Genomic DNA, 22,338 nt, shown 5'->3' with positions numbered 1-22,338 from the left:
GCCCGAGGCCTGTGGCTCCTTCTGACGCGGGTGGCGGGCGTCCTGCAGGGACCGGAACCGGTGGAGGTGACCGGCGCAGAGCGGGGCGACGCGGCGGTGCCGGTGATGTCAGGACTGGGGGTGGTAGGCGTGGGCCAGGTGCGCGTAGACGATGGTGTTGTCCTTGTAGCTGTGCGCCCGCCGGTCGAACGCGCCCCCGCACGTCACGAGCCGCAGCCCCGCGTACTTCACCTTCCCGAACACCTTCGTGCTGGGAAAGCCGCTCTTGGGCACCTGCTCCACCCGGTCCACCACGAAGATGGCCACCGATCGGTCGGCCCGCATCACCTGCACCTGGTCGCCCCGCTTGATCAGTCGCAGGTTCGCGAACACCGCGGGACCGGTGCGGGTGTCCAGGTGCCCGGTGATCACGGCGGCGCCCCGCGCGCCCGGCACGGGCGCGTACCGGTACCACCCTGCCACGTTGGGGTGGTCGAGTGGCGGGTTCTCGATCGCGCCCTTCGCGTCGAGGCCCAGCTCCATGAGGGGCGCCGACACGCCGAGCTTGGGGATGTACACCGCCGTCGGACGGGTCGTCCTCATCGGCTTGGCGGCCTTGCCGACCAGCACGTCGGGCGATTCGGTCAGCGACGGCGCGCCGACCTTGGGCAGCGCCGACGAGGCCGTGGCGGAGACGGGCTCCGGCTGCGGCGAGCCCACCATGCCGGTGACGCCGAACCAGATCAGGGCCACTCCGGCGAGGGACACCAGCACGGCCCCCGTCATGATCAGCTTGTGCCCAGGCGGCTTAGCCACTCCGCCGTTCCGCGGCAGCCGGCCGTTCGGAGGCGCCGCGCCGTACCGCGAAGCCCGCGAGCCCCGCTCCGGCCAGCAGGGCCGCGCCGCCGGCGGCGAACGGCAACGTGGGGTCGCCGGGCGCGAGCCCGCCTGCGCCGGTCTGCGGCGGGCCTTCGGGGATGCGGTGCTTGTCCTCGTCCACGGGCTTCCATGGCGCTTCGGGGCGCGGCGGCTCGGCAGGACCCGGCGACCAGCTGTCCTGGGGGGCGGGCGCGTTGGACCACGTGTCCTGGGGCGCGGGCGCGTTCGACCAGGTGTCCGACGGGATGGGGACGTTGGGCAGGATGTCGTTCGGGTTCGGCAGGTGAGGCGACTTGATGTCGGGCTGCCACGGGTCGCCCGGGTCGCCGCCCTGCACGGGGTCGTCCTCGCACGCCAGGATGAGCAGTTTGCAGTCGGCGGCCATGGCGGTTCCCACGCCCGCCACCATGGTCACGCCGCCGACGATGAAGGCCGTCACCGCTCCCGCGGCGGCGAGCCGTCGTGCTGATGCCATAGCCATAGTCCGAGAGCCTCCCGAACTATTGGACCAGGCGTCAAGTAATGTGATTCAAGTGATACAAGTCACTCATCCCTGGCCTTGCTGGGCTGTACCCGCTTCGGCTCGCCCGGCATCTTGGGATAGTTCGGCGGGTACGGCATGTCGCCGCGCTCGTCCTTGTCGTACCACTCCAGCAGCGTCTCGATCGAGAACGCCCGCTCGTCGATGTCCTTGTGCACGTCGCCGACCCTGGCGAAGCGCTCGGGCATGGTTCTGATGTCGAAGTCGCCAGGCTCGGCGTCGGCCAGTTCGTCCCAGGTGAGCGGCGCGGAGACGGGCGCGTGCGGCTTGGCGCGGACCGAGTAGGCGCTGGCGACTGTCCTGTCCCTGGCGTTCTGGTTGAAGTCGATGAACACCCGCTCGCCGCGCTCCTCCTTCCACCAGGCGGTCGTCACCAGGCCGGGGTCGCGGTCCTCGACGGCCCTGGCCAGCGCGATGCCCGCGTGCCGTACCTCGACGAAGTCCCAGCGGGGCTCGATCCTGACCGCGATGTGCACTCCTCTGTTGCCCGAGGTCTTCACGAAGCCGGTCAGCCCGGCCTCGGCCAGCACCTCGCGGGTCAGGAAGGCGGCACGGCGGGCCGCGTCGAACTCCAGGCCGGGCTGCGGGTCGATGTCGATGCGCAGCTCGTCGGGGTGCTCGACGTCGGCGGCGCGCACCTGCCACGGGTGGAAGTCGAGCGTGGCGAGGTTGGCGCAGTAGGCGATCGAGGCCACCTCGGTGACCCTGAGCGCCTCGGCCGTTCGCCCGCTGGGGAAGGTCACGGTGACGGTCTGCAGCCAGTCGGGATGCTTGGGGGGCATCCGCTTCTGGTAGATGGCCTCGGTCTGGACGCCGTCCGGGTGCCGCTTCAGGTGCGTGGGGCGGTCAAGGAGCGCCCGCAGGGCCCCTTCGCCCACGCTGACGTAGTACTCCACCAGCTCCCGCTTGGTGGCTCCGATCTCCGGAAAGTACACCTTGTCGGGATTGGTGACCTTGACGGTACGGTCCCCGACCTGCAGCTCGATGAAAGGCGACGCCATGGGCTGAACCTACCCCGAATCGGCTCATGACGCCCCTGACCCGGCCGATCGGCCGAGGAAGGGAGCGGGTGGGTCCGCCCTGGAGTGCCACGGTGGCGGGACCGGGCACTCGACAGGACGAACCTGACGACCGCCCGCCTTCACGCCGCGCCGGACGCTGGCGCATCGTCCGGCCGGCCTCGACGGGCCGCCTGCGCGCAGTACGGGCATATCTGCGCAGCGGCGACGACCCCAGGCGAGCGATCTCACCCCTCTAGGGATGTGAAGTCCACCCCCACACCGACAAAGACGCAGAAACACCCCACAAAGGATGCTTCCGAGGAGAGATTTTTCCGCGCCGCATAAGGTAGAAGCATGAACAAGGTGGTCAAGAGCGAGGCCGAATGGCGCTCGCAGCTCACTCCCGAGGAGTACCACGTCCTCAGGGAGGCGGGCACCGAACGACCCTTCAGCGGGGAGTACGTCGACACCAAGGCCGAGGGCGTCTACTCCTGTCGCGCCTGCGGCGCCGAGCTGTTCAGGTCCGACTCGAAGTTCGAGTCGCACTGCGGATGGCCGAGCTTCTTCGAGCCGTCGAAGTCGGAGGCCGTGACCCTGATCGAGGACCACAGCCACGGCATGGTCCGCACCGAGGTCCGCTGCGCCGCCTGCGATTCCCACCTGGGTCACGTCTTCCACGGCGAGGGCTACCCGACGCCCACCGACGACCGCTACTGCATCAACTCGATCTCGGTACGGCTCGAGCCCAAGGACTAGCGTCAGTCAGGCTCGGGGTGGGTGACGCGGCAGTCGCCGTCGTCGGGGCCGAGGACGTTGGCGAGGACGGGGTTGCCGTTCTCGCCGTACTCCGCCTGGACGAAGACCACGGGACTGTCCTCGCCCGCCTCCCGCAGATACTCGAGCCCACGCTCGCACAGCGTGATCGCCTGCGCGGAGTTGTGCGCCGACTCCGGCAGGTCCGTGTAGATGCGCAGGTAGCCGCCCACGGTCCGGATGTCCTTGAGCCGCTTGGCCGCCTTGTCGCCGGCGCCCCAGCGCTTGTGGAAGTACTCGGCCGCCTTCTTGTCGGTGTGCTCGGACCCGTCGCCCGCGCCCGACGCGCTCGCGGGGGCGGCCGGCGGCGCTGGAGGCGGGCTCAGCGTGGCGGCCGCCGCGCTCGCCACCACCCTGCCGGCGCCTCCCTGCCCCACGGGAGAGGGCGTGCCCCTGGTGAAGGGGACGACGGCCACGGCGCCGGCGGACTGCTGCGGGCGCTCCCGCCCGAACACCCCGCCACCGGCGACCAGGCCGACGGCCAGCAGAGCCGCCCCGGCGACCGCCCCCTCCAGCACCCACGGCCCGCGCTTCTTGCGCCGCCGCCCATGCCGCCCGCGCCTGGAGCGTGCCAGGCCGCCGTCTTCAGCCACCCTTTGCCTCACTACGACAGGGGATTTGGCCTGATTATGGCAAAGGAGTGGCGATCAGTCGCGGAAGACGGCAGAACCGGCAGGCGAGCGCCTTTACAAAGTCAGGGCAGCGCCGTGATCAGCTCGCCGACCGGCTTGCGGACCCCGGTGTAGAACGGCACCTCGATCCTCGTGTGCCGCCTGGCCTCGGCGCCGCGCAGGTGCCGCATGAGGTCGACGATCCGGTGGAGCTCGTCGGCCTCGAAGGCCAGCATCCACTCGAAGTCGTTGAGTGCGAAGCAGGCCACCGTGTTGGACCTGACATCGGGGTACTCGCGGGCCATCATGCCGTGCTCGGCGAGCATCGTGCGCCGCTCGGAGTCCTCGAGCAGATACCACTCCAGCGACCGCACGAAGGGGTAGACGCACACGTATCGCCTTGCCTCCTCATCGGCGAGGAAGGCGGGGATGTGCGACTTGTTGAACTCGGCGGGCCTGTGCAACGCCATCGCCGACCAGACCGGCTCGCTCAGCCGTCCCAGTGTGGTGCGCCTGAAGCGCGCGTAGACGTCCTGCAGGTCCTCGGCCGTCGGCGCGTGCCACCAGAACATGTAGTCGGCGTCGGCGCGGAAGCCCGCCACGTCGTAGCAGCCGCGCGTCACGACGTCCTTGCCGGCGACCTGCTCGAGCAGCTCGTTGACCTCGTCGGCCATGCCCTCACGGTTGCCCGGGCACTGCTCGGTGGCCTTGAACACCGACCACATCGTGTAGCGGATCACCTGGTTAAGGTCGCGGGCCTTGGGCCGCTGGGTCGTCCCCTCAGTCATGCGGTCATTCTCCCCTGTCCCCCAGGTGGTCCAGTATCCGGGCCGCGGCGCCGCGGGCGGTCGAGACGCACGCGGGCACGCCGAGCCCGTCGTAGGCCGCACCGCAGACCGCCAGCCCCGGCTCGACGGCCACGGCCGCGCGGACGCGGGCCACGCGGTCGAGGTGGCCGACGTTGTACTGCGGCAGCGATCCGCCCCACCGGCTGACACGGCTGTCGAGCGGCAGCCCGCGCACGCCCACGACCTCGCCCATCTCGGCCGAGGCCAGCGAGACCAGCTCGGTGTCGTCGCGCTGGAGCACCTGCTCCTCGCCGATGCGGCCGATGGAGCAGCGCACCAGGACGACCGAGGGGTCGGACTCGACCAGGTGCGGCCACTTCACCGAGGTGAACGTGGCGGCCTTCACGGCGCGGCCTTCGACGGGCGGCACCAGGTAGCCGCTGCCGGTGGGCGGCTCGGGGAAGGCGGCCGCCGGGTAGGCGAGTGTGACGATGGCCATGCTGGAGTACTCGATCCTGGCCAGCTCGGTGGCGGCCTTCGGCACGGCGTCCATGAGCAGCCTCGAGGCGGGGGTCGCGGGCACGGCGACGATCACCGCGTCGGCCTCGACGATCTCCGGCCTCGGGACGGGCCCGGTGACCAGGCGCCAGCCTTCCTGCGTGCGCCGCAGCTCCCTGACCGTCACGCCGGTCCTGATGTCGGCGCCGGAGGCCTTGGCCACCGCCTCGGGCAGCCTGCCGAGGCCGCCGCGCAGGCTGGTGAAGACCGGGCCCGCGTCCTTGGGCGTCTCGTGCACGATGTCCCTGACCGCGCCGAGCAGCGACCGCTCCGAGCGCGCGGCGGTGGCGATGCGGGGCATCGTCGCCTCCAGCGACAGCATGTCGGCCCGGCCCGCGTAGACGCCGCCCAGCAGCGGCTCGACCAGCCGTTCGACGACCTCGGCTCCCATCCGCGCCCTGATGTAGGAGGCGACGGACACGTCGCTGCGCACCAGCGTCGCGGGCAGCACCTGGTCCAGCGGCACCCTGAGCAGCCCGCCGGGCGAGATGATGCCCGATCTGGCCAGCTCGGTCAGGTCGCCTGGCACGCCCATGACCTGGCCCCTCGGCATCGGCCGCAGCGCGCCCCTGGTGTAGATGGCCGCCTGGGTGGTGCCGGGGTCGACCAGGTCCGCGCCGAGCCCGACCATCCTGGCCAGCTCGATGCCCTCGGGCCGCCTGGCCAGCATCGACTCGGCGCCCTCGTCCACGCTGACGCCCGCGACCTCAGAGGCGTGCAGCTTGCCGCCCACCCTGGGACCGCCCTCGAGTACGGTCACCCGTACCCGCTCCCCGCCGCCCTGCCTGAGGAACCACGCCGCGGCCAGCCCCGAGATGCCACCGCCGACGATCACTACATGCCGTTGATTCCCTTCCACGTCTCCTGACGCTACCGCCTCACACCCCCGCCCCTGCGAGACGGTAGGAGCTGACGGCGAACGGCCGCCCGTGCCCGGCGTCGACGTGCTCCCCGATCTTGCTCAGCATCGGGTCCCCGTCGAGGAACCTGTGGAGCCGGCGCGCCTCCGGCCACGGGTGCGTCACGACCAGCGTGCCCCGCGGCGCCAGGAACGAGCGCAGCCGTTCGGAGGCCAGCCTGAGCCGCTCCTCCCTGCCGACGTAATAGAGCGTCTCGGCGCAGAAGACCAGGTCGAAGCGGCCTCCGGGGTCCTGGTTGAGGAAGTCGGCAGCGGCGAAGGCGGCCCTGCCTCCCGCCCGGGCCGCCGCCCTCGCGACGGCGCGCTGCGAGACGTCCACACCCACCACGTCGGCGCCGGGGTAGGCGTCGGCGGCCAGCAGCGTGAACGTGCCCTCGCTGCACCCCACGTCCAGGATCCTGCGGAAGTCGCCGCCGCCCACGCTCCTGAGCGTGGTGTCGTACTTGGCCGCCTCGTAGGGGTCGACGGAGTGCCGCCACGGGTCGGGCCTGCGGTGGAACCAGTCGAAGTACCGCTGCAGGAAGCGGCCCTGCCCGCGCGCGGGCAGCAGTGACATCGTGCGGAAGAACGTCCTGTGAAGCCGGTCAGGAAGCGTACGCATGATTCCAGCCTGTGCGACGCGACGCCGGGATCATCGTGCCCCAGGAGGATTTCGCCTCTCGTCCCAGGGTCCTGCCGTGATCGGGAGGAGTGCCGAACGTGACGACTTCGTGACGGCATCGCGCGGGCCGCGCCCGTCTCACGGATATGACCAGATTTCGGTACGGCATGGCGTTAACGGTGGCCGGCGTCGCGCTCGTCCTGTCCGGCTGCGGTGGCGGTCCCTCCGCCAGCCGCATGGACTCCGGCGGAGGCGCCCCCGCAGCCGCGCCCGTCGAGAAAGCGAACGAGGCGACGGCCGGGGACTCCGACCAGGCGGCCGGCAAGCAGATCGCGATCGCGCCCGAGCAGCGCTCGATCATCTACGTGGCGGAGATGACGGTCCGCGCCAAGGATGTCACGAAGGCGAGCGAGCAGGCCAAGCAGTTGGTCACGGGGGCGGGCGGCTACCTGGCCAACGAGCAGTCGGACGCCTTCGACGGCAGCGAGGGCAGCTCCACGCTGGTGTTCAAGATCCCGCCGACGGCGTACCAGGGGCTGCTCGACCGGCTGGGCAAGGAGCTCGGCAAGCGGGAGTCGCTGCGGCAGAACACCACCGACGTGACCGAGGAGGTGGCCGACGTCGCCAGCCGGCTGAAGTCGGCCGAGCAGGCGCTGGCCTCCATGCGCACGCTGCTCACCAAGGCGACCACCGTCGGCCAGGTGATCGAGGTCGAGCGGGAGATCGCCACGCGCGAGGCGGAGCTGGAGTCGCTGCAGGCCAGGCAGAAGGCGCTCAACTCGCAGGTGTCGATGGGGACGCTGACGCTGCGCCTGATCGGCCCCGTGGCGACCGTGGTCGAACCCTCCGACGAGCCCGCGGGCTTCCTCGGCGGCCTGAAGGCCGGATGGTCGGCGCTGGTGAGCTTCGTGAAGATCCTGCTGACCGTGATCGGCGTGCTGCTGCCGTGGCTGGTGCTGATCGTGCCGGTCGTCGTCGTCATCCTGCTCCTCGTACGGCGGGGCCGTACCCGGCGCCCGGCCGCCCCTGGTCTCGTGGTCCCCAGCGGCCGACCGCATCCTGTGCCAGGAAACGACGCATCGTCGGCCCGCGGAACCCGCCCCGGTTCTGAGAGCGAGACACCGTCGCCCCGCGCGACCCCGGAGCCCGCGCTGCAGGACCACGATGTGCCGTCGCCTCAAGGAACCTCGGCGCACCCGGAACCGGGAAAGGACGCGCCCGTGGCGGGCGGGGGGTCGCGGCCTCAGCCCGAGAACGACTCGCCCGCGTCCTGACACCGCCCAGGTCGGCGAGCAGCCGGCCGCTCGCTGCCCGGCGGTCGCGTCACCGCACGTGATCGCCGGCGCGAACGTGGGCCACGCGAACCCTCCGCGAGGCCGTTGAGGGCGGTCCCGGAACTGGTGTGCAGCGGTGGCCGGCCGTGACCCCGTGCGATCCCGTCGTCTCGAGACCGCCGGCCTCCACGTCGGGCGCGTCGCACAGCGGTCCGGGCGGCCTGCGCGGGCCCGGCCGCCGTCGCACACCGGATCCACCCGCCCAACGGGCGCACAACGCTCGCCCAACGGCCGCCTGGGATCTTCCTGGCGGGGGCCATGGCCATGCGGGGGGACGCGGGTGGAGACCGAGTTGATCTTGTTACTGCTGGCCGTCGCGCTGGCGGCGGGCTGGGTGGACGCGGTGGTGGGCGGAGGAGGACTGGTCCAACTGCCGGTGCTGCTGCTGGCGCTGCCCGCGGCGCCGCCGCCCGCGGTGCTGGCCACCGACAAGCTGTCGTCCATCTCCGGCACGACCGTGTCGGCGGTGGGCTTCGCGAGGAGCGTCCGCATGGAGGCCAGGGTGGCGGTGCCCGCGACGGCGCTGGCGATCGCGCTGTCGGGGGCGGGGGCGCTCACCGCGGGACGTGTTCCGCCCGAGCTGTTCAGGCCGTTCGTGCTGGTGATGCTGGCGCTGGTGGCGGCACTGGTGATCGCCAGGCCCGGCCTGGGCACGCGGGAGAGGCGGCGGCCGGCGCGGCGGCGCAGCGTCGTGACCGCCGTCCTGTTGGTGGGGGTGGTGCTGCCGTTCTACAACGGCCTGGTGGGACCCGGCACGGGGGCGTTGATCCTTTTCGCGCTCACCACGCTGCTGGGTCTGGACTTCGTGATGGGCTCGGCGACGGCGAAGGTCGTCAACGTGGGCGCCAACCTGGGCGCGCTGGTGGTCTTCGCCGCGCACGGCCAGGTGTTCTGGCTGCTGGGGCTCGCGATGGCGTCCTGCAACGTGCTGGGCGCGCGCCTCGGCACCCGTACGGCGCTGCGCAGGGGCGCCGCCTTCATCAGGGCGACGCTGCTGTGCGTGGTCGCCGCCCTGATCGTCAAGCTGGGCCTGGACCAGCTACGCCTCTGACGTGAAGGAGTGGACCAGGTCGGTCAGCCTGCGCAGCTGGTCGGGGTCGGTGGAGGGCAGCACCCCGTGGCCGAGGTTGAACACGTGGCCTTCGGCGGCGCGCCCGCGCTCCAGGATCTGCCGTGCTCTGGGCTCGACGGCCTCCCACGGGGCCAGCAGGATGGCGGGGTCGAGGTTGCCCTGCAGCGCCTTGCCGGGGCCGACGCGGCGTGCGGCCTCGTCGAGCGGCACCCGCCAGTCGACGCCCACGACGTCGGGCCCGGCCTCGCCGAGCACGCCGAGCAGCTCGCCGGTGCCCACGCCGAAGTGGATGCGCGGCACCTCGGGCACGGCCGCGAAGATCCGCTGGGTGTACGGCATGACGAACTCGCGGTAGTCGTCGGGCGCGACCGCGCCCACCCACGAGTCGAACAGCTGGATGGCCGAGGCTCCCGCGCGGATCTGGACCCTGAGGTGCTCGATGACGATGCCGGTCAGCCGGTCCATGAGCGCGTGCCACAGCGCGGGCTCGCCGTACATCATGGCCTTGGTGTGGTCGTGGTTCTTGGAGGGTCCTCCCTCGATCAGGTAGGACGCCAGCGTGAAGGGCGCGCCGGCGAACCCGATCAGCGGCGTGCCGCCCAGTTCGCCCACCAGTGCCTGGATCGACTCGGTGACGTACGGCACGTCGTCCGGCTCCAGCGGGCGCAGCGCCTCGAGGCCCGCGTGGTCGCGGATCGGGTCGGCGATGACGGGGCCGACGCCCGGCTTGATGTCGAGGTCGACGCCGATGGCCTTGAGCGGTACGACGATGTCGCTGAAGAAGATGGCGGCGTCGACGCCGTAGCGGCGGACCGGCTGCAGGGTGATCTCGACGATCAGGTCGGGCCGCGCGCATGCGGTCAGCATGGGCACGCCCTCGCGCACCTTGAGGTATTCGGGCAGGGACCGCCCGGCCTGACGCATGTACCACACGGGGGTGTGCGGGACGGGCTGGCGGCGGCAGGCGCGCAGGAAGGCGGAGTCGGCGAGATTCACTGTTCAAGGGTGCCACGCCATGGTGGTGGTCGCTCCACCGGCGCTAATCGGAAACATACGCACGCCATGCCTAAAGTCACGATCAGGAGTCGAAGAAGAGGTTTAGAGCACTTCATCCCTTTAGCGCGGGCGTGCCCTCCGGACACGGCCCCGCCACCGGCCCGGCCCGGGTACAGTTCCTGTCACGGTCACCCCGAAATCCCCTCTCGACTGGACCAAATGTTCCCCAATCCACCGCGCGTCATCGATTACCGCCCCACTTTCAGGACACGCCGAGCGCGTTGCGCGGAATTGTCAGCGCGGCATGCCAACGTCGGAGCCACGTCCGCGAAGAAAGGCTCCGTACCGATGACCGCGTTGTGGAGTTCCCCCGAGCGCCGCAGTGAGCACTGCCCCTCATGCGCTGGTGAGAGGCTGTTCGAGCAGCCGCCATGCATGGAGGGACACCAGGAGTGCCCGGAGTGGGCGTGCCTGGAGTGCGGCCACGCGTTGCTCATCGCTCCCTTCGAACGGGCGGCCGCCGCCGCTCGCCCGCTGACGGTCGCGGCTTGATCGGCCTCGATGAGCACCCCCGTGGTCCCCATGCGACCCTCCTCGACCTACGCTTCGGCTATGACCATCGGTGACGCGCCACCGGCCCCCGCCGCTTTCAGGCGGGCGGTCGAGAGCCTGCGCGCGGCCGAGGTCAGGCCGGAGATCGAGCTGGAGGACCTGCCCGCCCCTCAGCGGCTGGCACCGTTCTCCGCGGCCATCGGCGCGTCGGTCTATCGTGAGGATGAGGAGCTGGCGGTCGGCAGGTTGATCCTGCTGTTCGACCCTGAGGGGCAGCGCGGCTGGGAGGGGCAGTTCCGCCTGGTCGCCTACGTCAGGGCCGACATGGAGCCGGAGATCACCTCCGATCCGATGCTGGGTCCCGTCGTGTGGAGCTGGCTGACCGAGGCGCTCGACTCACGCGAGGCGGGCTACCGCGCGGCGGGTGGCACGGTGACGCGTGCGGTCTCCGAGGGATTCGGCGACAAGGCCGACGATCCCGTCTCCACCGAGCTGGAGCTGCGCGCGTCGTGGTCTCCCGCCGAGGAGGACCTCTCCGGCCACGTCGCCGCCTGGTGCGATCTGATGTGCCTGGCGGCCGGCATCCCACCGCTACCACCTGACGTGGCCACGATGCCGCGCCGACGCGAAGATCCGGAGTCCACCAGGCCGTGACCGAACGTAGTGAGGGCACCAGCAGGCGCACCAGCCCGGCTCATGAGGCCGATGGAGGAGACCTCCAGAGCCAGGAGAACAGCGTCGTTCCCCTTCTCGAGCCACGGGAGGGGATCCCGCCCGTCATCGCCTCGGAAGAGGGGCTGACCAGGGTGGTCGAGGAGTTCGCCAGGGGCAGCGGCCCCGTGGCGGTCGACGCCGAGCGCGCCTCGGGCTACCGCTACGGCGGCAGGGCCTACCTCGTGCAGCTGCGCCGCGCGGGCGCGGGAAGCGCGCTGATCGACCCGATCGTCTGCCCCGACCTGTCGAAGCTCGACGAGGCGGTGGCCGACGCCGAGATCGTCCTGCACGCCGCGTCGCAGGACCTGCCCTGCCTGGCCGAGGTCGGGTTCAGGCCGCGGCGGATGTTCGACACGGAGCTGGCGGGCCGGCTGCTCGGCTACGAGAGGGTGGGTCTCGGCACGATGGTCGAGACGGTGCTCGGGCTGCGCCTGGAGAAGGGGTACTCGGCCGCCGACTGGTCGACCAGGCCGCTGCCGGAAGACTGGCTCCGCTACGCGGCGCTCGACGTCGAGGTGCTGGTCGAGCTGCGTGACGTGCTCCACGACGAACTGGTCGACAGCGGCAAGCTGGAGTGGGCGCAGGAGGAGTTCGCGGCGGTGCTCGCGACGCCGCCGCCCGCTCCGCGCTCCGATCCGTGGCGGCGCACGTCGGGCATCCACAAGGTGCGCAACGTCAGGGCGCTGGCGATCGTGCGCGAGCTGTGGACCATGCGCGACCGGATCGCCCGCGACGGCGACATCGCGCCCGGCAGGGTGCTGCCGGACGCGGCGATCATCACCGCGGCGCTGGAGATGCCGCGTACCAAGAAGGCGCTGACCGACATCACCGCCTTCACCGGGCGGGCCGCCCGCCGCCACATGGCGGCCTGGCTCGACGCCGTGCACCGCGCCCGCACGCTGCCCGACTCGGAGCTGCCGGCGCCGAGCACGCCCGGCGACGGCCCGCCGCCCGCCAACCGCTGGCCCGACCGGGATCCCGTCGCGGCCAAGCGGCTGGCCGCCGCCCGCTCGGTGGTGGCCGCGCTGGCCGACGAGCACAGGATGCCGACGGAGAACCTCCTGCAGCCTGACGCCGTGCGCAGGCTCACGTGGGAGCCGCCCGCCGAGATCACCGAGGAGACGGTCGTCGAGCGGCTGCGCTCGCTGGGCGCCCGGGAGTGGCAGCTGGGCCTCGTCGGCCATCCGCTGGCCAAGGCGCTCGACCGGCTGGAGACCAAGGGCGCCGTCTAAGCCGCTTGACGGCCCGGCTCTCGCGGTCGTACGGTCATCGGGAAAGCGCTTTCCTTAGGAGAGGTCACATGAGCGTGCGCACGATCAGTGTCGCGATGAACGGCGTCACCGGCCGGATGGGCTACCGCCAGCACCTGGTCCGGTCGGTCCTGGCCATCAACGAGCAGGGCGGCGTGACCCTCTCCGACGGCGGCAGGGTCATGCTGCGGCCGATCCTCGTGGGCCGCAGCGAGGCCAAGCTCGCCGATCTGGCCGCCAGGCACGGCATCGCCGACCACACCACCGACCTCGACGCCGCGCTCGAACAGGCCGACGTCTACTTCGACGCCCAGGTCACGCAGGCGCGGGTCAAGGCGGTGCTGAGGGCTATCGAGGCGGGCAAGCACGTCTACGCGGAGAAGCCCACCGCGGAGACCTACGCCGAGGCCGTGGCCCTGGCCGAGGCGGCCGCCGCCAAGGGCGTCAAGAACGGCGTCGTGCAGGACAAGCTGTTCCTGCCCGGCCTGCTCAAGCTGAAGAGGCTGATCGACGGCGGCTTCTTCGGCCGGATCCTCTCGGTGCGCGGCGAGTTCGGCTACTGGGTGTTCGAGGGTGACTGGCAGAGCGCCCAGCGGCCCTCGTGGAACTACCGGGCCCAGGACGGCGGCGGCATCATCCTCGACATGTTCCCGCACTGGCACTACGTACTGGAGAACCTGTTCGGCGAGGTCGAGTCCGTCTACGCCAAGGCCGTCACTCACATCCCGACCAGGGTGGACGAGCGGGGCGAGCCGTACGAGGCGACCGCCGACGACGCCGCCTACGGCATCTTCGAGCTGTCCGGCGGCGTCATCGCGCAGATCAACTCGTCCTGGGCGGTGCGCGTCAACCGCGACGAGCTGGTGGAGTTCCAGGTCGACGGCACGCACGGCAGCGCCGTCGCGGGCCTGCGCGACTGCCGCGTCCAGAGCCGCGCCACGACCCCCAAGCCGGTCTGGAACCCCGACCTGCCGGTCACCGCCCGCTTCCGCGACGGCTGGCAGGAGGTGCCCGACAACGCCGACTTCGACAACGGCTTCAAGATCCAGTGGGAGCTGTTCGTCAGGCACGTCGTGGAGGGCGCGCCCTTCCCCTACGACTTCGCCTCGGGCGCGCGCGGCGTGCGGCTGGCCGAGCTCGGGCTGCGCAGCTCGGCCGAGGGCCGCAGGATCGCGGTGACGGAGCTGTGAGGATCGACCTGCCTGGTGGCGCCTACACGCTGAGCGACCCCGTCACCTGGCCGGTCGTCGACCGGCCCGCCACCAGCCGCGTCGTCTACGCCGCCGCGCACGTGGTCGCCGACCCGATGGGCGACAACACCCCCGGCTCCCCCGCCGCGGTCGACTGGGACGCGACGCTGCGCTTTCGCGGGCACCTGTGGTCGCATGGCCTGCGCGTCGCCGACGCCATGGACACCGCCCAGCGCAACATGGGCCTGGACTGGGCCGCCACCCGCGAGCTGATCAGCCGCAGCGCCGCCGCGGCACGCGCCTTCGGCGACCCGGCCGAGCTGGTGGCCTGCGGCGCGGGCACCGACCACGCGCCCGGCGCCGGCACCCTCGACGAGATCACCGCCGCCTACACCGAGCAGATCGAGACCGTGCAGGCCGCCGGCGCCGGCGTGATCGTGATGGCCTCACGCCGGCTCGCCCGTGTCGCCGCGGGGCCCGCCGACTACCACCGGGTGTACGGCAAGCTGTTCGGCGTGGCCGACCGGCCCGTCATCCTCCACTGGCTGGGCGAGATGTTCGACCCCCAGCTGGCCGGATACTGGGGCTCGCACGACGTCGCCAAGGCCACCGAGTCCTTCCTGGAGCTGATCCACGCCAACGCCGCGATGGTCGAGGGCGTCAAGGTGTCGCTGCTGGACGAGGCGCACGAGGTGGCGCTGCGCGCGGCGCTGCCGCCGGGCGTCAGGCTCTACACCGGCGACGACTTCAACTATCCGTCGCTGATCAGGACGGGCTCGCACGCGCTGCTGGGCATCTTCGACGCGATCGCGCCCGCGGCCGCCGCGGCCCTCCAGGTGCTCGATTCCGCCGAGGCCGCCTGCACCCCCGAGGCGCGCGACCGGCTGCTGGCCCACTACGACGAGATCCTTGCCCCGACCGTCCCGCTGTCGCGCAAGATCTTCGAGACGCCGACGTACAACTACAAGACCGGCATCGTCTTCCTGGCCTGGCTCAACGGACACCAGGACGCCTTCGCCATGGTCAACGGCGCCCAGGCGGCCAGGTCGCTGCCCCATCTGTGCGAGGTGTTCAGGCTCGCCGACCAGGCGGGACTGCTGGCCGACCAGGAGCTCGCCGTACGGCGGATGCGGGCGCTGCTGGCGGTGAACGGGCTGTGAAGCTGTCGCTCAACCAGTGGACCACCAGGCGGTGGACGGTGGCCGAGGCCGTCGAAGGATGCGTACGGCACGGCGTCGAGGCCATCGGGCTGTGGCGGCAGGAGGTGGCGGCACAGGGGCCGGCCGAGACGGTCAAGCTCGTCGGCGACGCCGGCCTGCGGGTGTCGTCGCTGTGCAGAGGTGGCTTCCTGACCGGCGGTTCACAAGAGGCCATGGACGACAACAGGCGGGCGATCGACGAGGCGGCCGAGCTCGGCGCGGCCTGCCTGGTGATGGTCGTCGGCGGTCTGCCGGGCGTCCCCGCGGGCCAGGGGCCCGGCGAGGGGTTCTCCCGCGACCTGCCGGCGGCGCGGGAGCGGGTGGCCGAGGCGCTGACCCTGCTCGCCCCCTACGCCGGTGAGCGCGGGGTACGGCTGGCGCTGGAGCCGCTGCACCCGATGTACTGCGCGGACCGGGCGGTGCTGTCCACGCTCGGCCAGGCGCTCGACCTGGCCGAGCCGTACCCGGTGGATCAGGTGGGGGTCGTGGTCGACACCTTCCACGTGTGGTGGGACCCCGAGCTGTTCGCGCAGATCGCGCGAGCGGGGGCGCGGATCGCCTCGTACCAGGTGTGCGACTTCCTGCAGCCGCTGCCCGCCGACGTGCTGCTGGGCAGGGGGATGATGGGCGACGGCGTGATCGAGTTCGCGCCGATCACCCGGGCGGTGCGGCAGGCGGGCTACGCGGGGGACGTGGAGGTGGAGATCTTCAACGCCGACGTCTGGGCCGCCGACCCTGACACGGTGATGTCCACGATGAAGGACCGCTTCGCCTCGCTCGTCCTCCCGCTCTGACCCCGGCCCACGCCCCCGCCCAGGCCCCCACCTGCCCTCCCGGACCCCCACCTGCCCGTCCGGCCCCCGCGCAGGCGGCCGGGGCCTCACGCGTCCGCCCGCGGCCCCCGCACGGCGGCCGTCCCGCGCGCGCCTGCGGTCACCCGCGAGAAGCGCGCGGAGCGACGGGATGGGCGCGTGGGAACGGGATGGGCGCGTGGGAACGGGATGGGCGCGTGGGAACGGGATGGGCGCGTGGGTACGGATGGGCGCGTTATAACGAACGGGGCGCGTGGGGCCGGGCGGGGAGGTCAGTCCGCGATCGAGATCACACCCGCCGAGCCGTCCACGGTGATCGTCTGCCCGGTGACGATCTGGTGGGTGGCGTCGGCCACGCCGACCACCGCGGGGATCCCGTACTCCCTGGCCACCACCGCGCCGTGCGACATCGAGCCGCCCATCTCCATCACCAGCCCGCCGGCCGTCAGGAACAGCGGCGTCCAGCCGGGGTCGGTGGAGGGCGCGACGAGGATCTCGCCAGGCTCCAGATGCGCGCCGACCGGGTCGAGCACGACCCTCGCGGGGCCGGTGACCGTGCCCGCCGAGGCCGGGGTGCCCGTCAGCGCGCCGTCCTCGGCCGCCTCCCTGACGGCCAGCGCCTCCGGCTCGGTGCCGTCGGACAGCAGCATCCTGGGCACGTGGCGGCGGCGCACCTCCTGCTCGTAGGACGCCCTGCGCCCGGCCACCAGCTCACCGAGGTGTCCGCCGCCCAGCGCCGCGCGCACCTCGCGGAAGTCGAGGAAGTAGACGTCGTCGGCCGTGTCGAGCACGCCCTTGGCCACCAGTTCCTCCCCCACGACGCGCATGCTGCGCCGTACCGCGGCCAGGACCTCGACCATGTAGTACTTCGGCAGCTCGCGCAGGCCCCCGAACAGCCTGGTCCTGCGCAGCCCGAACGCCGCCAGCCGCCCGCGCCACCTGCCCTTGGCCGCCGCCATGGACACGATCTGCCTGACCGCCAGCTCGGCCTCCTGGGCGCCCCTGGCGAACATCGCGTCGGGAGCGACGTCGTCGCCGTCCAGCCTGAGGTAGTTGGCCAGCACGCCGAGGATGTGCGCGGGCTCGTCCGACCAGCGCGGCATGCCGAGGTCGATCTCGGCGACGCCGCGATGGCCGTAACGGGCCAGGAAACGTTCGATCGCCCGCTGCGCCTTCAGCTCACCGCCGTTGTAGCGGACCGCCAGCTCGCCCACCGGCTGCGTCCTGAACGGCTCCGCGGCCTCGGGGTCGGCGCCGATGTCGGTGGCCAGCCGCCACAGCTCGATGTCCATCTCGGTCGTGGGGTTGTGCGGCAGGCTGCGCAGGACGGCCTGCAACTGGTCGCCCTTCGCGCCCGAGAGCCTGCCCGCCAGGCCGAAGCCCGCGTAGCCGACGAGCACCACCGGCATGATCGAGAAGATCATCGGGAACGTGCCGCGCAGGCAGCGCTCGGCGTGGTCGAGGCGCTGCTCGGCGGTCGCGTCGGGGGCGATGCGCAGCCTGGCCTCGAGCGTCTCGCCCAGCCGCCTGGTGTAGTCGAGCGCCGCCTGCGGCCTGGCCAGCGCGAGTGCCACCCGCTTGGGGGCGCCGACGCGTCCCGCGATCCGCATCGCCGTACGGATCAAGGGCCGCACGGAGGTGGTGGTGACCGACAGCCGAGGATCCTCGGCGACCTGCCGGAACACCACACCCGCACGCGCCTCGCCGAACGCCAGCGCCCTGGGCAGGATCGCCCTTCCCGCCCTGCTGCGCACGGCGGCGGTGATGTCGAGGAACATCCGCTGTCCCCCCGCCGTCGCGATCGCGGCCCCGTCCTGCGGGTCGGCGGGCGGGTGGCCCGCCATCGTGGCCGCCCCTCCGCTGATCACCTTGAAGCCCGCCAGGCCCATCGGCGTGAACGGGCGCATCACGCCCTGCGCGACGTTGACGGAGAAGTAGACGCGCAGGCCGTCCCTGGTGGTCTCGGGGAGAGGGTAGAGCGTGGTGATGGGCCGGGCCTGGGTGAGCCAGAGCCCGCCGGCGGCGTCGATCGCCCACTCGGTGTCCTGGGGAGCGCCGTAGTGGTCCTCCACCTTCCGGCCGAGCTCAGACAGCTCGCGTACCTGCCTGTCGGTCAGGCACGCCTCCTGCGTGCCGTCCAGGTCGGCGCGCTCGGTGCCGCCACCCGGCAGGGAGCGGATCGACACGCGCTTGTCGCCGATCCTGCGCTCGGTGATCCGGCCGCTCGCCATGTCGACGACGAACCTGTCCGGGTTGACCGCGCCGGACACCACGGCCTCGCCCAGGCCGGGCGCCGCGTCGATGACGGCCTCGTGGCGGCGGCCCGTCACGGGGTTCGCCGTGAACATCACGCCCGCCACCTCGGCGTCCACCATCCGCTGCAGGACCACCGCGAGCCTGACCGCCGCGTGGTCGATACCGTTGGAGGCGCGGTAGGCCACCGCCCTGTCGGTCCACAGCGAGGCCCAGCACCTGCGGACCGCCTCTCGCACCGCCTCGGGGCCCACGATGTTGAGGTAGGTGTCCTGCTGGCCCGCGAAGCTCGCGTACGGCAGGTCCTCGGCCGTCGCCGACGAGCGCACGGCCACAGGGACCCGGTCGCCCAAGCGCGCGTACGCCTCGTCGACGGCCTCGCCCACCTCGTCGGGGACGGGGGCCTCGAGCAGCAGCGCCCTGGCCCTGCCCGCCAGCTCGGCGAGCGTCGCGGTGTCGGCGGCCTCGGTCGTGGCGAGCTCGGCGATGACGTCCTTCAGGGCCGTGCCCTCGGCGACCCTGTGGTAGGCCTCGGTGGTCAGGCAGCATCCGGGGGGCACGGGAAGGCCTGCGGTGGTCAGTTCACCCAGATTGGCCGCCTTGCCACCGACTTCGGCGAGCATGCCCGCGTTGATCTCGGTGAACGGGAGTGCGAGCGGTTCGCGTGCGGTCGTCATCTGGCGTTCCCCTTGCCATCAGCTGTGCTTCTCATCCTGTTTGTCAGCAGTGTGCATCGCGGAGAGGGACGAGGGAATGCCTTTCCGTAAAAAAATTCATCAAGTGATGAACTTCTATCCCGCCGGAGCCCCTCGGAGGCCCGCCGGGACCCCAGCGGGACCCCGCCAGGACCTGCCGGAGACCATGCCGGAGGCCATGTCAGGGCAGACGGCGGGCCTGCCGGGTGGCGACGGGCGAGCACGGTCGACGGGGCCGGAGAGGCGAGCGGACCGGTCGCACGGCCGCGGCGATGCCAAGCCGCACGGCCGCGAACCGCACGATGCCGGGCCGTGGGATGCCGGGCCGTGGATGGGATGCCTGGCCGTGGGGTACCGGGCCGCGGGATGCCGGGCCGCGCGGGGACGTTCGCCAGGCGGCGGTTCGGTGGAGGGAGCGAAACGCGCGGCTGCCGAGCGCTCGGACCGGGCCAGGGATCTCGGGTCGGGTGTCGGCAGGCCCGGCGAACAGTCGACGGAGGCGGCACCGGAGGCGAAAAGGAGACGGAGGCGGCGCCGGGGTTCCGGGTGCCGGGCCGGAAGCGGGTGAGGGCCCGACAGGCGAGGGGCCCGACAGGTAAGCGGCCCGACAGGCGAGCGGCCCGACAGGTGAGGGCTGGATCAGGAACTGCGTGAAAGGCCAGGACGGGTCGGGCCCGGCCCAGGTCGACGGGGCAGCCCCGGCGGGCCCGGGTGAGAAGACCTGTCAGGGCGAGAAGGCGAGGCGAGGCGGGGAAGCGGGTGAGGCCGATGCGGGGTCAGGAGAGGGGGTCGATGCGGGGTCAGGAGAGGGGGTGGCCGTCGAGGTTCCAGGCGGGGTCGACGGGGACGCCGACGCGGGCCAGGACGGTCGGGGCGATGTCCACCAGGCGCGGGGAGAGCAGCGGCGCCGTCGGCCGGTCGAGTTCGGCGAGGATGACGAACGTGGTGCGTTCCTCGTCGGAGACGCCGCCGTGCCCGCCCTCGTCGACGTGCCCGTGGTCGGTGGTGACGATCACCGTCCAGCGTTCGCCGGCGTACGTCGCGCGACCCCTGACCGCGGCGAGCAACCGCCCGAGGAAGGCGTCCTGCAGCAGCAGCGCGGCGGTGTACTCCCGGCACAGCGGGCCGAGGTCATGGGCGACCTCGTCGGTGTCGCCGAAGTACACGAAGGCCAGGTCGGGATCCCGCTCGGCCAGGTGTCGCTCGGCCGCGTCGGCGATGCGGACGTCGCAGGCGGCGAAGGTGTCGGCGTAGCCGTCGAACACGATGCGCGTGCCGATGCCCTCGCCGAACGCGCCGTGCTCGGCGAGCGCGGCCCACGAGAAGATCGCGAAGGTGGACAGTTCGGGGCGCGCGGCCTTAGCCCGGGTGAGAAAGTCCGGAAATTTCGTGAAGTTGGCGGCGGCGAAGCTGTTGTCCACCACGCCGTGCTTGTCGGGCCAGACACCGGTCGCGATCGACGACCAGCCGGGGCCCGAGTCGGTCCTGGCCAGGATGCCGCTCCGATCGGCCGGCACCACCTCGCCCGGCGACTCGGTGCGCGGCGCGGCCGCCTCGCCGTACGGCAGCAGGCTGGTGCCGTGGGCTCCCGCCGCCATCAGCCCGATCAGCACCGGCGGCTGTACCGCCATGACGCGGTCGAACCTGAGCCCGTCCATCCCGACGACCAGCACCTTGGGCACCGGCGTCATGAGGCGGCCCCGCCCGAGAAGCGGGCGACCCACGCGGAGGCGCCTGGCAGGATCTCCTCGACCGGGGCGACCTGCGGATACCAGGTGCGCTCCCACTCCAGCGAGACCCACCCGTCGTAGCCGTGCGCGCGCAGCAGCTCGCCCGCCGCGTCCAGCGGCACCGAACCCGACCACAGGGGGACGGGGGTGGTCTCGGTCGCGGACACCGCGTCCTTCACCTGGACGTAGGCCAGGTACGGCGTCAGGGCCGCCAGCGTCTCCTCGAGGGGTTCGCCGTTCCGCCAGGGGTGCAGCAGGTCCCACAGCGCGACCGCCGCGTCCGGCCTGCCGGTCCGCGCCAGCAGCTCGGCGAGGGCGGCTCCTGTGGGCATCTTGTCGTGGGTCTCCACGAACACCCGCACGCCGAGCGAGGCGGCGGTGTCGGCGACCGCCCGCAGCCTGCGCGCGCCCACCGCCGGATCGTCGCCCCGGGGGAAGACCCGCACGCCGGGGGCGCCTAGATCGGCGGCGAGCCCGAGGTCGGCCAGCAGGGCCGCCTCGACGGAGGAGTCGGACGGCTCCGGGTCGCAGATGCCGACATATCCCGCCAGAGCGGCGATGGCGAGCCCCGCGCCCGCGATCCGCTCGCGGACCGCGTCGCGCTCGGCGGGCGACAGCCCGGCGTGCACCCCCGTGTCGGGATGCAGCCGCAGTTCCAGACCCTCGCACCCGCCCTTCACCGCGATCTCGATCGCCGACTCCAGGCTCTCGCCCGGCATTCCCAGCGTGCTGACCGCCAGCCTCACCCGTGCCTCCTCACGCTCTCTCTGAGCACGACCTGTCCGACGACCCGCTCCACACACGTCTCGTCGTCGGCGCCCAGCGCCATCGTCAACGCCTTGGCCCCCATGTCGGCCAGCGGCAGCCGTACCGTCGTCAGGGCCGGGACGTGATCGCGCAGGGTCGCGATGTCGTCGAACCCGGCCACCGACACGTCGGCCGGAACCCCGATCCCGCGCTCGCGGTAGGAGGCCAGCGCGCCGACCGCCATCACGTCGTTGACCGCGAACACGCACGTCGCCTCGCCCGTCTCGCGCGCGGCCGCGTACCCGCCGTCGCGGTCGAAGGCCCCGTGGACGACCACCGGCTCGGGCAGCCCGAGGTCGGCGAGGGCGTCCACGAACCCCGCGCACCTGTCGGCGGCCGTCAGCAGCCCCGCGGGCCCGGCCAGGACGGCGAAGCGGGTGTGGCCGAGCCGCGCCAGCGCGCGGGCCAGGTCGGCCGCGCCCTTCCTGTTGGCGGGCGCGACGGTGTCGACGTCGAGCAGGTCCTGGCCGACGCAGGCGGCCCTGCCGCCGCTGGCGCGGTAGCGGGCCAGCTCCTCGCGCAGCCGCCTGGTGACGTGGGGATCGTCGACCCGCGAGCCCGCCAGCAGCACCGCCCGCACCCGCTGGGCGTTGAGCGAGGCGACGTAGGCGATCTCCTGCTCGGGGTCGCGGTGGGTGGCGCCGACCATGACCAGCAGCCCCTGCTCGTCGGCCACCCGCATGGCGCCGTCGGCGAGGGCGGCGAAGTAGGGGTCGGTGAGGTCGTGGACGACGATGCCGATGATGTTGCTGGCGCCGCGGGCGAGTGTCTGGGCCGCGAGGTTGGGGCGGTAGCCCAGCTCGGCGGCGGCCTGCTCGACCTTGGCCCGCAGGGAGGCGCCGACCTGGCGGGTGCTGCCGTTGAGCACGCGCGAGGCGGTGGCGAGGGAGACGCCCGCCTGCCTGGCGACGTCCTCGAGCGTGATCATGGCCCCTCCCGGAAAGCGATTTCCAGTCTGTCAGACCTTCGGCCTCCGCGCGATCGTACGGCAACGACGCGACAGCCGCCCTCCCCAGGGGAGAGCGGCTGCGGGCGAGCGGGGTC

The 22,338-nt window shown here is 72.3% G+C and carries 20 protein-coding genes; 8 read left to right on the top strand and 12 right to left on the bottom strand.

Annotation, left to right across the window (positions count from 1 at the left end):
* Positions 1 to 108 precede the first annotated feature (108 nt).
* From ACFSKW_RS20995 to ligD, 3 genes are all read right to left on the bottom strand, one after another.
* Positions 109 to 795 (bottom strand): class F sortase, encoded by a 687-nt coding sequence (locus tag ACFSKW_RS20995; RefSeq protein ID WP_379573993.1) that lies wholly within the window; start codon positions 793 to 795, stop codon positions 109 to 111.
* The gene (locus ACFSKW_RS20990; protein ID WP_379573992.1) at positions 788 to 1,333 is read right to left on the bottom strand and encodes a hypothetical protein; all 546 of its coding nucleotides are present in this window, start codon (positions 1,331 to 1,333) and stop codon (positions 788 to 790) included. Before ACFSKW_RS20990 ends, ACFSKW_RS20995 begins: the two co-directional genes overlap by 8 nt.
* Before the next feature lie 68 nt (positions 1,334 to 1,401).
* On the bottom strand, positions 1,402 to 2,400 hold the full coding sequence (gene ligD, locus ACFSKW_RS20985) for a non-homologous end-joining DNA ligase (protein ID WP_379573991.1): 999 nt from the start codon (positions 2,398 to 2,400) through the stop codon (positions 1,402 to 1,404).
* 354 nt (positions 2,401 to 2,754) lie between these two features.
* Here ligD and msrB point away from each other — a divergent pair, with 354 nt between their 5' ends.
* Positions 2,755 to 3,156: a peptide-methionine (R)-S-oxide reductase MsrB gene (gene msrB, locus ACFSKW_RS20980; protein WP_379573990.1), complete on the top strand. Its 402-nt coding sequence runs from the start codon at positions 2,755 to 2,757 to the stop codon at positions 3,154 to 3,156.
* A gap of 2 nt (positions 3,157 to 3,158) precedes the next feature.
* Here the strand turns inward: msrB and ACFSKW_RS20975 are convergent, their stop codons facing one another.
* From ACFSKW_RS20975 to ACFSKW_RS20960, 4 genes are all read right to left on the bottom strand, one after another.
* On the bottom strand, positions 3,159 to 3,806 hold the full coding sequence (locus ACFSKW_RS20975; RefSeq protein WP_379573989.1) for a hypothetical protein: 648 nt from the start codon (positions 3,804 to 3,806) through the stop codon (positions 3,159 to 3,161).
* A 101-nt stretch (positions 3,807 to 3,907) separates the two neighbouring features.
* Positions 3,908 to 4,612, bottom strand: coding sequence for a hydrogen peroxide-dependent heme synthase (hemQ, locus tag ACFSKW_RS20970; protein WP_379573988.1), 705 nt, complete (start codon positions 4,610 to 4,612; stop codon positions 3,908 to 3,910).
* 4 nt (positions 4,613 to 4,616) lie between these two features.
* On the bottom strand, positions 4,617 to 6,029 hold the full coding sequence (gene hemG / locus ACFSKW_RS20965) for a protoporphyrinogen oxidase (protein WP_379573987.1): 1,413 nt from the start codon (positions 6,027 to 6,029) through the stop codon (positions 4,617 to 4,619).
* Between the two features lie 19 nt (positions 6,030 to 6,048).
* The gene (locus ACFSKW_RS20960; RefSeq protein WP_379573986.1) at positions 6,049 to 6,690 is read right to left on the bottom strand and encodes a class I SAM-dependent methyltransferase; all 642 of its coding nucleotides are present in this window, start codon (positions 6,688 to 6,690) and stop codon (positions 6,049 to 6,051) included.
* Positions 6,691 to 6,836: 146 nt separating this feature from the next.
* On the opposite strand from ACFSKW_RS20960, the gene ACFSKW_RS20955 reads away from it, so the two are divergent.
* Positions 6,837 to 7,964 (top strand): DUF4349 domain-containing protein, encoded by a 1,128-nt coding sequence (locus ACFSKW_RS20955; RefSeq protein WP_379573985.1) that lies wholly within the window; start codon positions 6,837 to 6,839, stop codon positions 7,962 to 7,964.
* Positions 7,965 to 8,316: 352 nt separating this feature from the next.
* The gene (locus ACFSKW_RS20950) at positions 8,317 to 9,075 is read left to right on the top strand and encodes a sulfite exporter TauE/SafE family protein (RefSeq protein WP_379573984.1); all 759 of its coding nucleotides are present in this window, start codon (positions 8,317 to 8,319) and stop codon (positions 9,073 to 9,075) included.
* Here the strand turns inward: ACFSKW_RS20950 and hemE are convergent.
* Positions 9,064 to 10,092 carry a uroporphyrinogen decarboxylase gene (gene hemE, locus ACFSKW_RS20945; protein WP_379573983.1) on the bottom strand — a complete coding sequence of 343 codons (1,029 nt, stop codon included), beginning with the start codon at positions 10,090 to 10,092 and terminating at the stop codon, positions 9,064 to 9,066. The two genes, ACFSKW_RS20950 and hemE, sit on opposite strands and share 12 nt — an antisense overlap.
* Before the next feature lie 612 nt (positions 10,093 to 10,704).
* On the opposite strand from hemE, the gene ACFSKW_RS20940 reads away from it, so the two are divergent.
* From ACFSKW_RS20940 to ACFSKW_RS20920, 5 genes are all read left to right on the top strand, one after another.
* Positions 10,705 to 11,298 (top strand): DUF3000 domain-containing protein, encoded by a 594-nt coding sequence (locus tag ACFSKW_RS20940; RefSeq protein ID WP_379573982.1) that lies wholly within the window; start codon positions 10,705 to 10,707, stop codon positions 11,296 to 11,298.
* Positions 11,295 to 12,590: a ribonuclease D gene (locus tag ACFSKW_RS20935; protein WP_379573981.1), complete on the top strand. Its 1,296-nt coding sequence runs from the start codon at positions 11,295 to 11,297 to the stop codon at positions 12,588 to 12,590. The genes ACFSKW_RS20940 and ACFSKW_RS20935 overlap by 4 nt, the downstream gene beginning before the upstream one ends.
* A 68-nt stretch (positions 12,591 to 12,658) precedes the next feature.
* Positions 12,659 to 13,798, top strand: a complete 1,140-nt coding sequence (locus ACFSKW_RS20930) for a Gfo/Idh/MocA family protein (RefSeq protein ID WP_379573980.1) — start codon at positions 12,659 to 12,661, stop codon at positions 13,796 to 13,798.
* Positions 13,795 to 14,958, top strand: coding sequence for a dihydrodipicolinate synthase family protein (locus tag ACFSKW_RS20925; protein WP_379573978.1), 1,164 nt, complete (start codon positions 13,795 to 13,797; stop codon positions 14,956 to 14,958). Before ACFSKW_RS20930 ends, ACFSKW_RS20925 begins: the two co-directional genes overlap by 4 nt.
* The gene (locus tag ACFSKW_RS20920) at positions 14,955 to 15,791 is read left to right on the top strand and encodes a sugar phosphate isomerase/epimerase family protein (protein ID WP_379573976.1); all 837 of its coding nucleotides are present in this window, start codon (positions 14,955 to 14,957) and stop codon (positions 15,789 to 15,791) included. Before ACFSKW_RS20925 ends, ACFSKW_RS20920 begins: the two co-directional genes overlap by 4 nt.
* Before the next feature lie 290 nt (positions 15,792 to 16,081).
* Here ACFSKW_RS20920 and ACFSKW_RS20915 read toward each other — a convergent pair whose 3' ends face one another.
* The 4 genes from ACFSKW_RS20915 to ACFSKW_RS20900 all read right to left on the bottom strand — a co-directional run bounded on the left by ACFSKW_RS20915 (position 16,082) and on the right by ACFSKW_RS20900 (position 22,222).
* Positions 16,082 to 18,739: a PEP/pyruvate-binding domain-containing protein gene (locus tag ACFSKW_RS20915; RefSeq protein ID WP_379573975.1), complete on the bottom strand. Its 2,658-nt coding sequence runs from the start codon at positions 18,737 to 18,739 to the stop codon at positions 16,082 to 16,084.
* An 818-nt stretch (positions 18,740 to 19,557) separates the two neighbouring features.
* Entirely contained in the window at positions 19,558 to 20,448 is an 891-nt protein-coding gene (locus tag ACFSKW_RS20910) for an alkaline phosphatase family protein (RefSeq protein WP_379573974.1), read from the bottom strand.
* Positions 20,445 to 21,233 (bottom strand): sugar phosphate isomerase/epimerase family protein, encoded by a 789-nt coding sequence (locus tag ACFSKW_RS20905; protein WP_379573973.1) that lies wholly within the window; start codon positions 21,231 to 21,233, stop codon positions 20,445 to 20,447. Before ACFSKW_RS20905 ends, ACFSKW_RS20910 begins: the two co-directional genes overlap by 4 nt.
* A complete protein-coding gene (locus ACFSKW_RS20900; protein WP_379573971.1) occupies positions 21,230 to 22,222 on the bottom strand; it encodes a LacI family DNA-binding transcriptional regulator in 993 nt (330 codons plus the stop codon). The genes ACFSKW_RS20905 and ACFSKW_RS20900 overlap by 4 nt, the downstream gene beginning before the upstream one ends.
* Positions 22,223 to 22,338 lie beyond the last annotated feature (116 nt).

The sequence above is a fragment of the Nonomuraea mangrovi genome (assembly GCF_042681425.1).
In the GTDB taxonomy this organism is placed as follows: domain Bacteria; phylum Actinomycetota; class Actinomycetes; order Streptosporangiales; family Streptosporangiaceae; genus Nonomuraea; species Nonomuraea mangrovi.
This window is presented reverse-complemented; position numbering and strand designations above follow the sequence as displayed.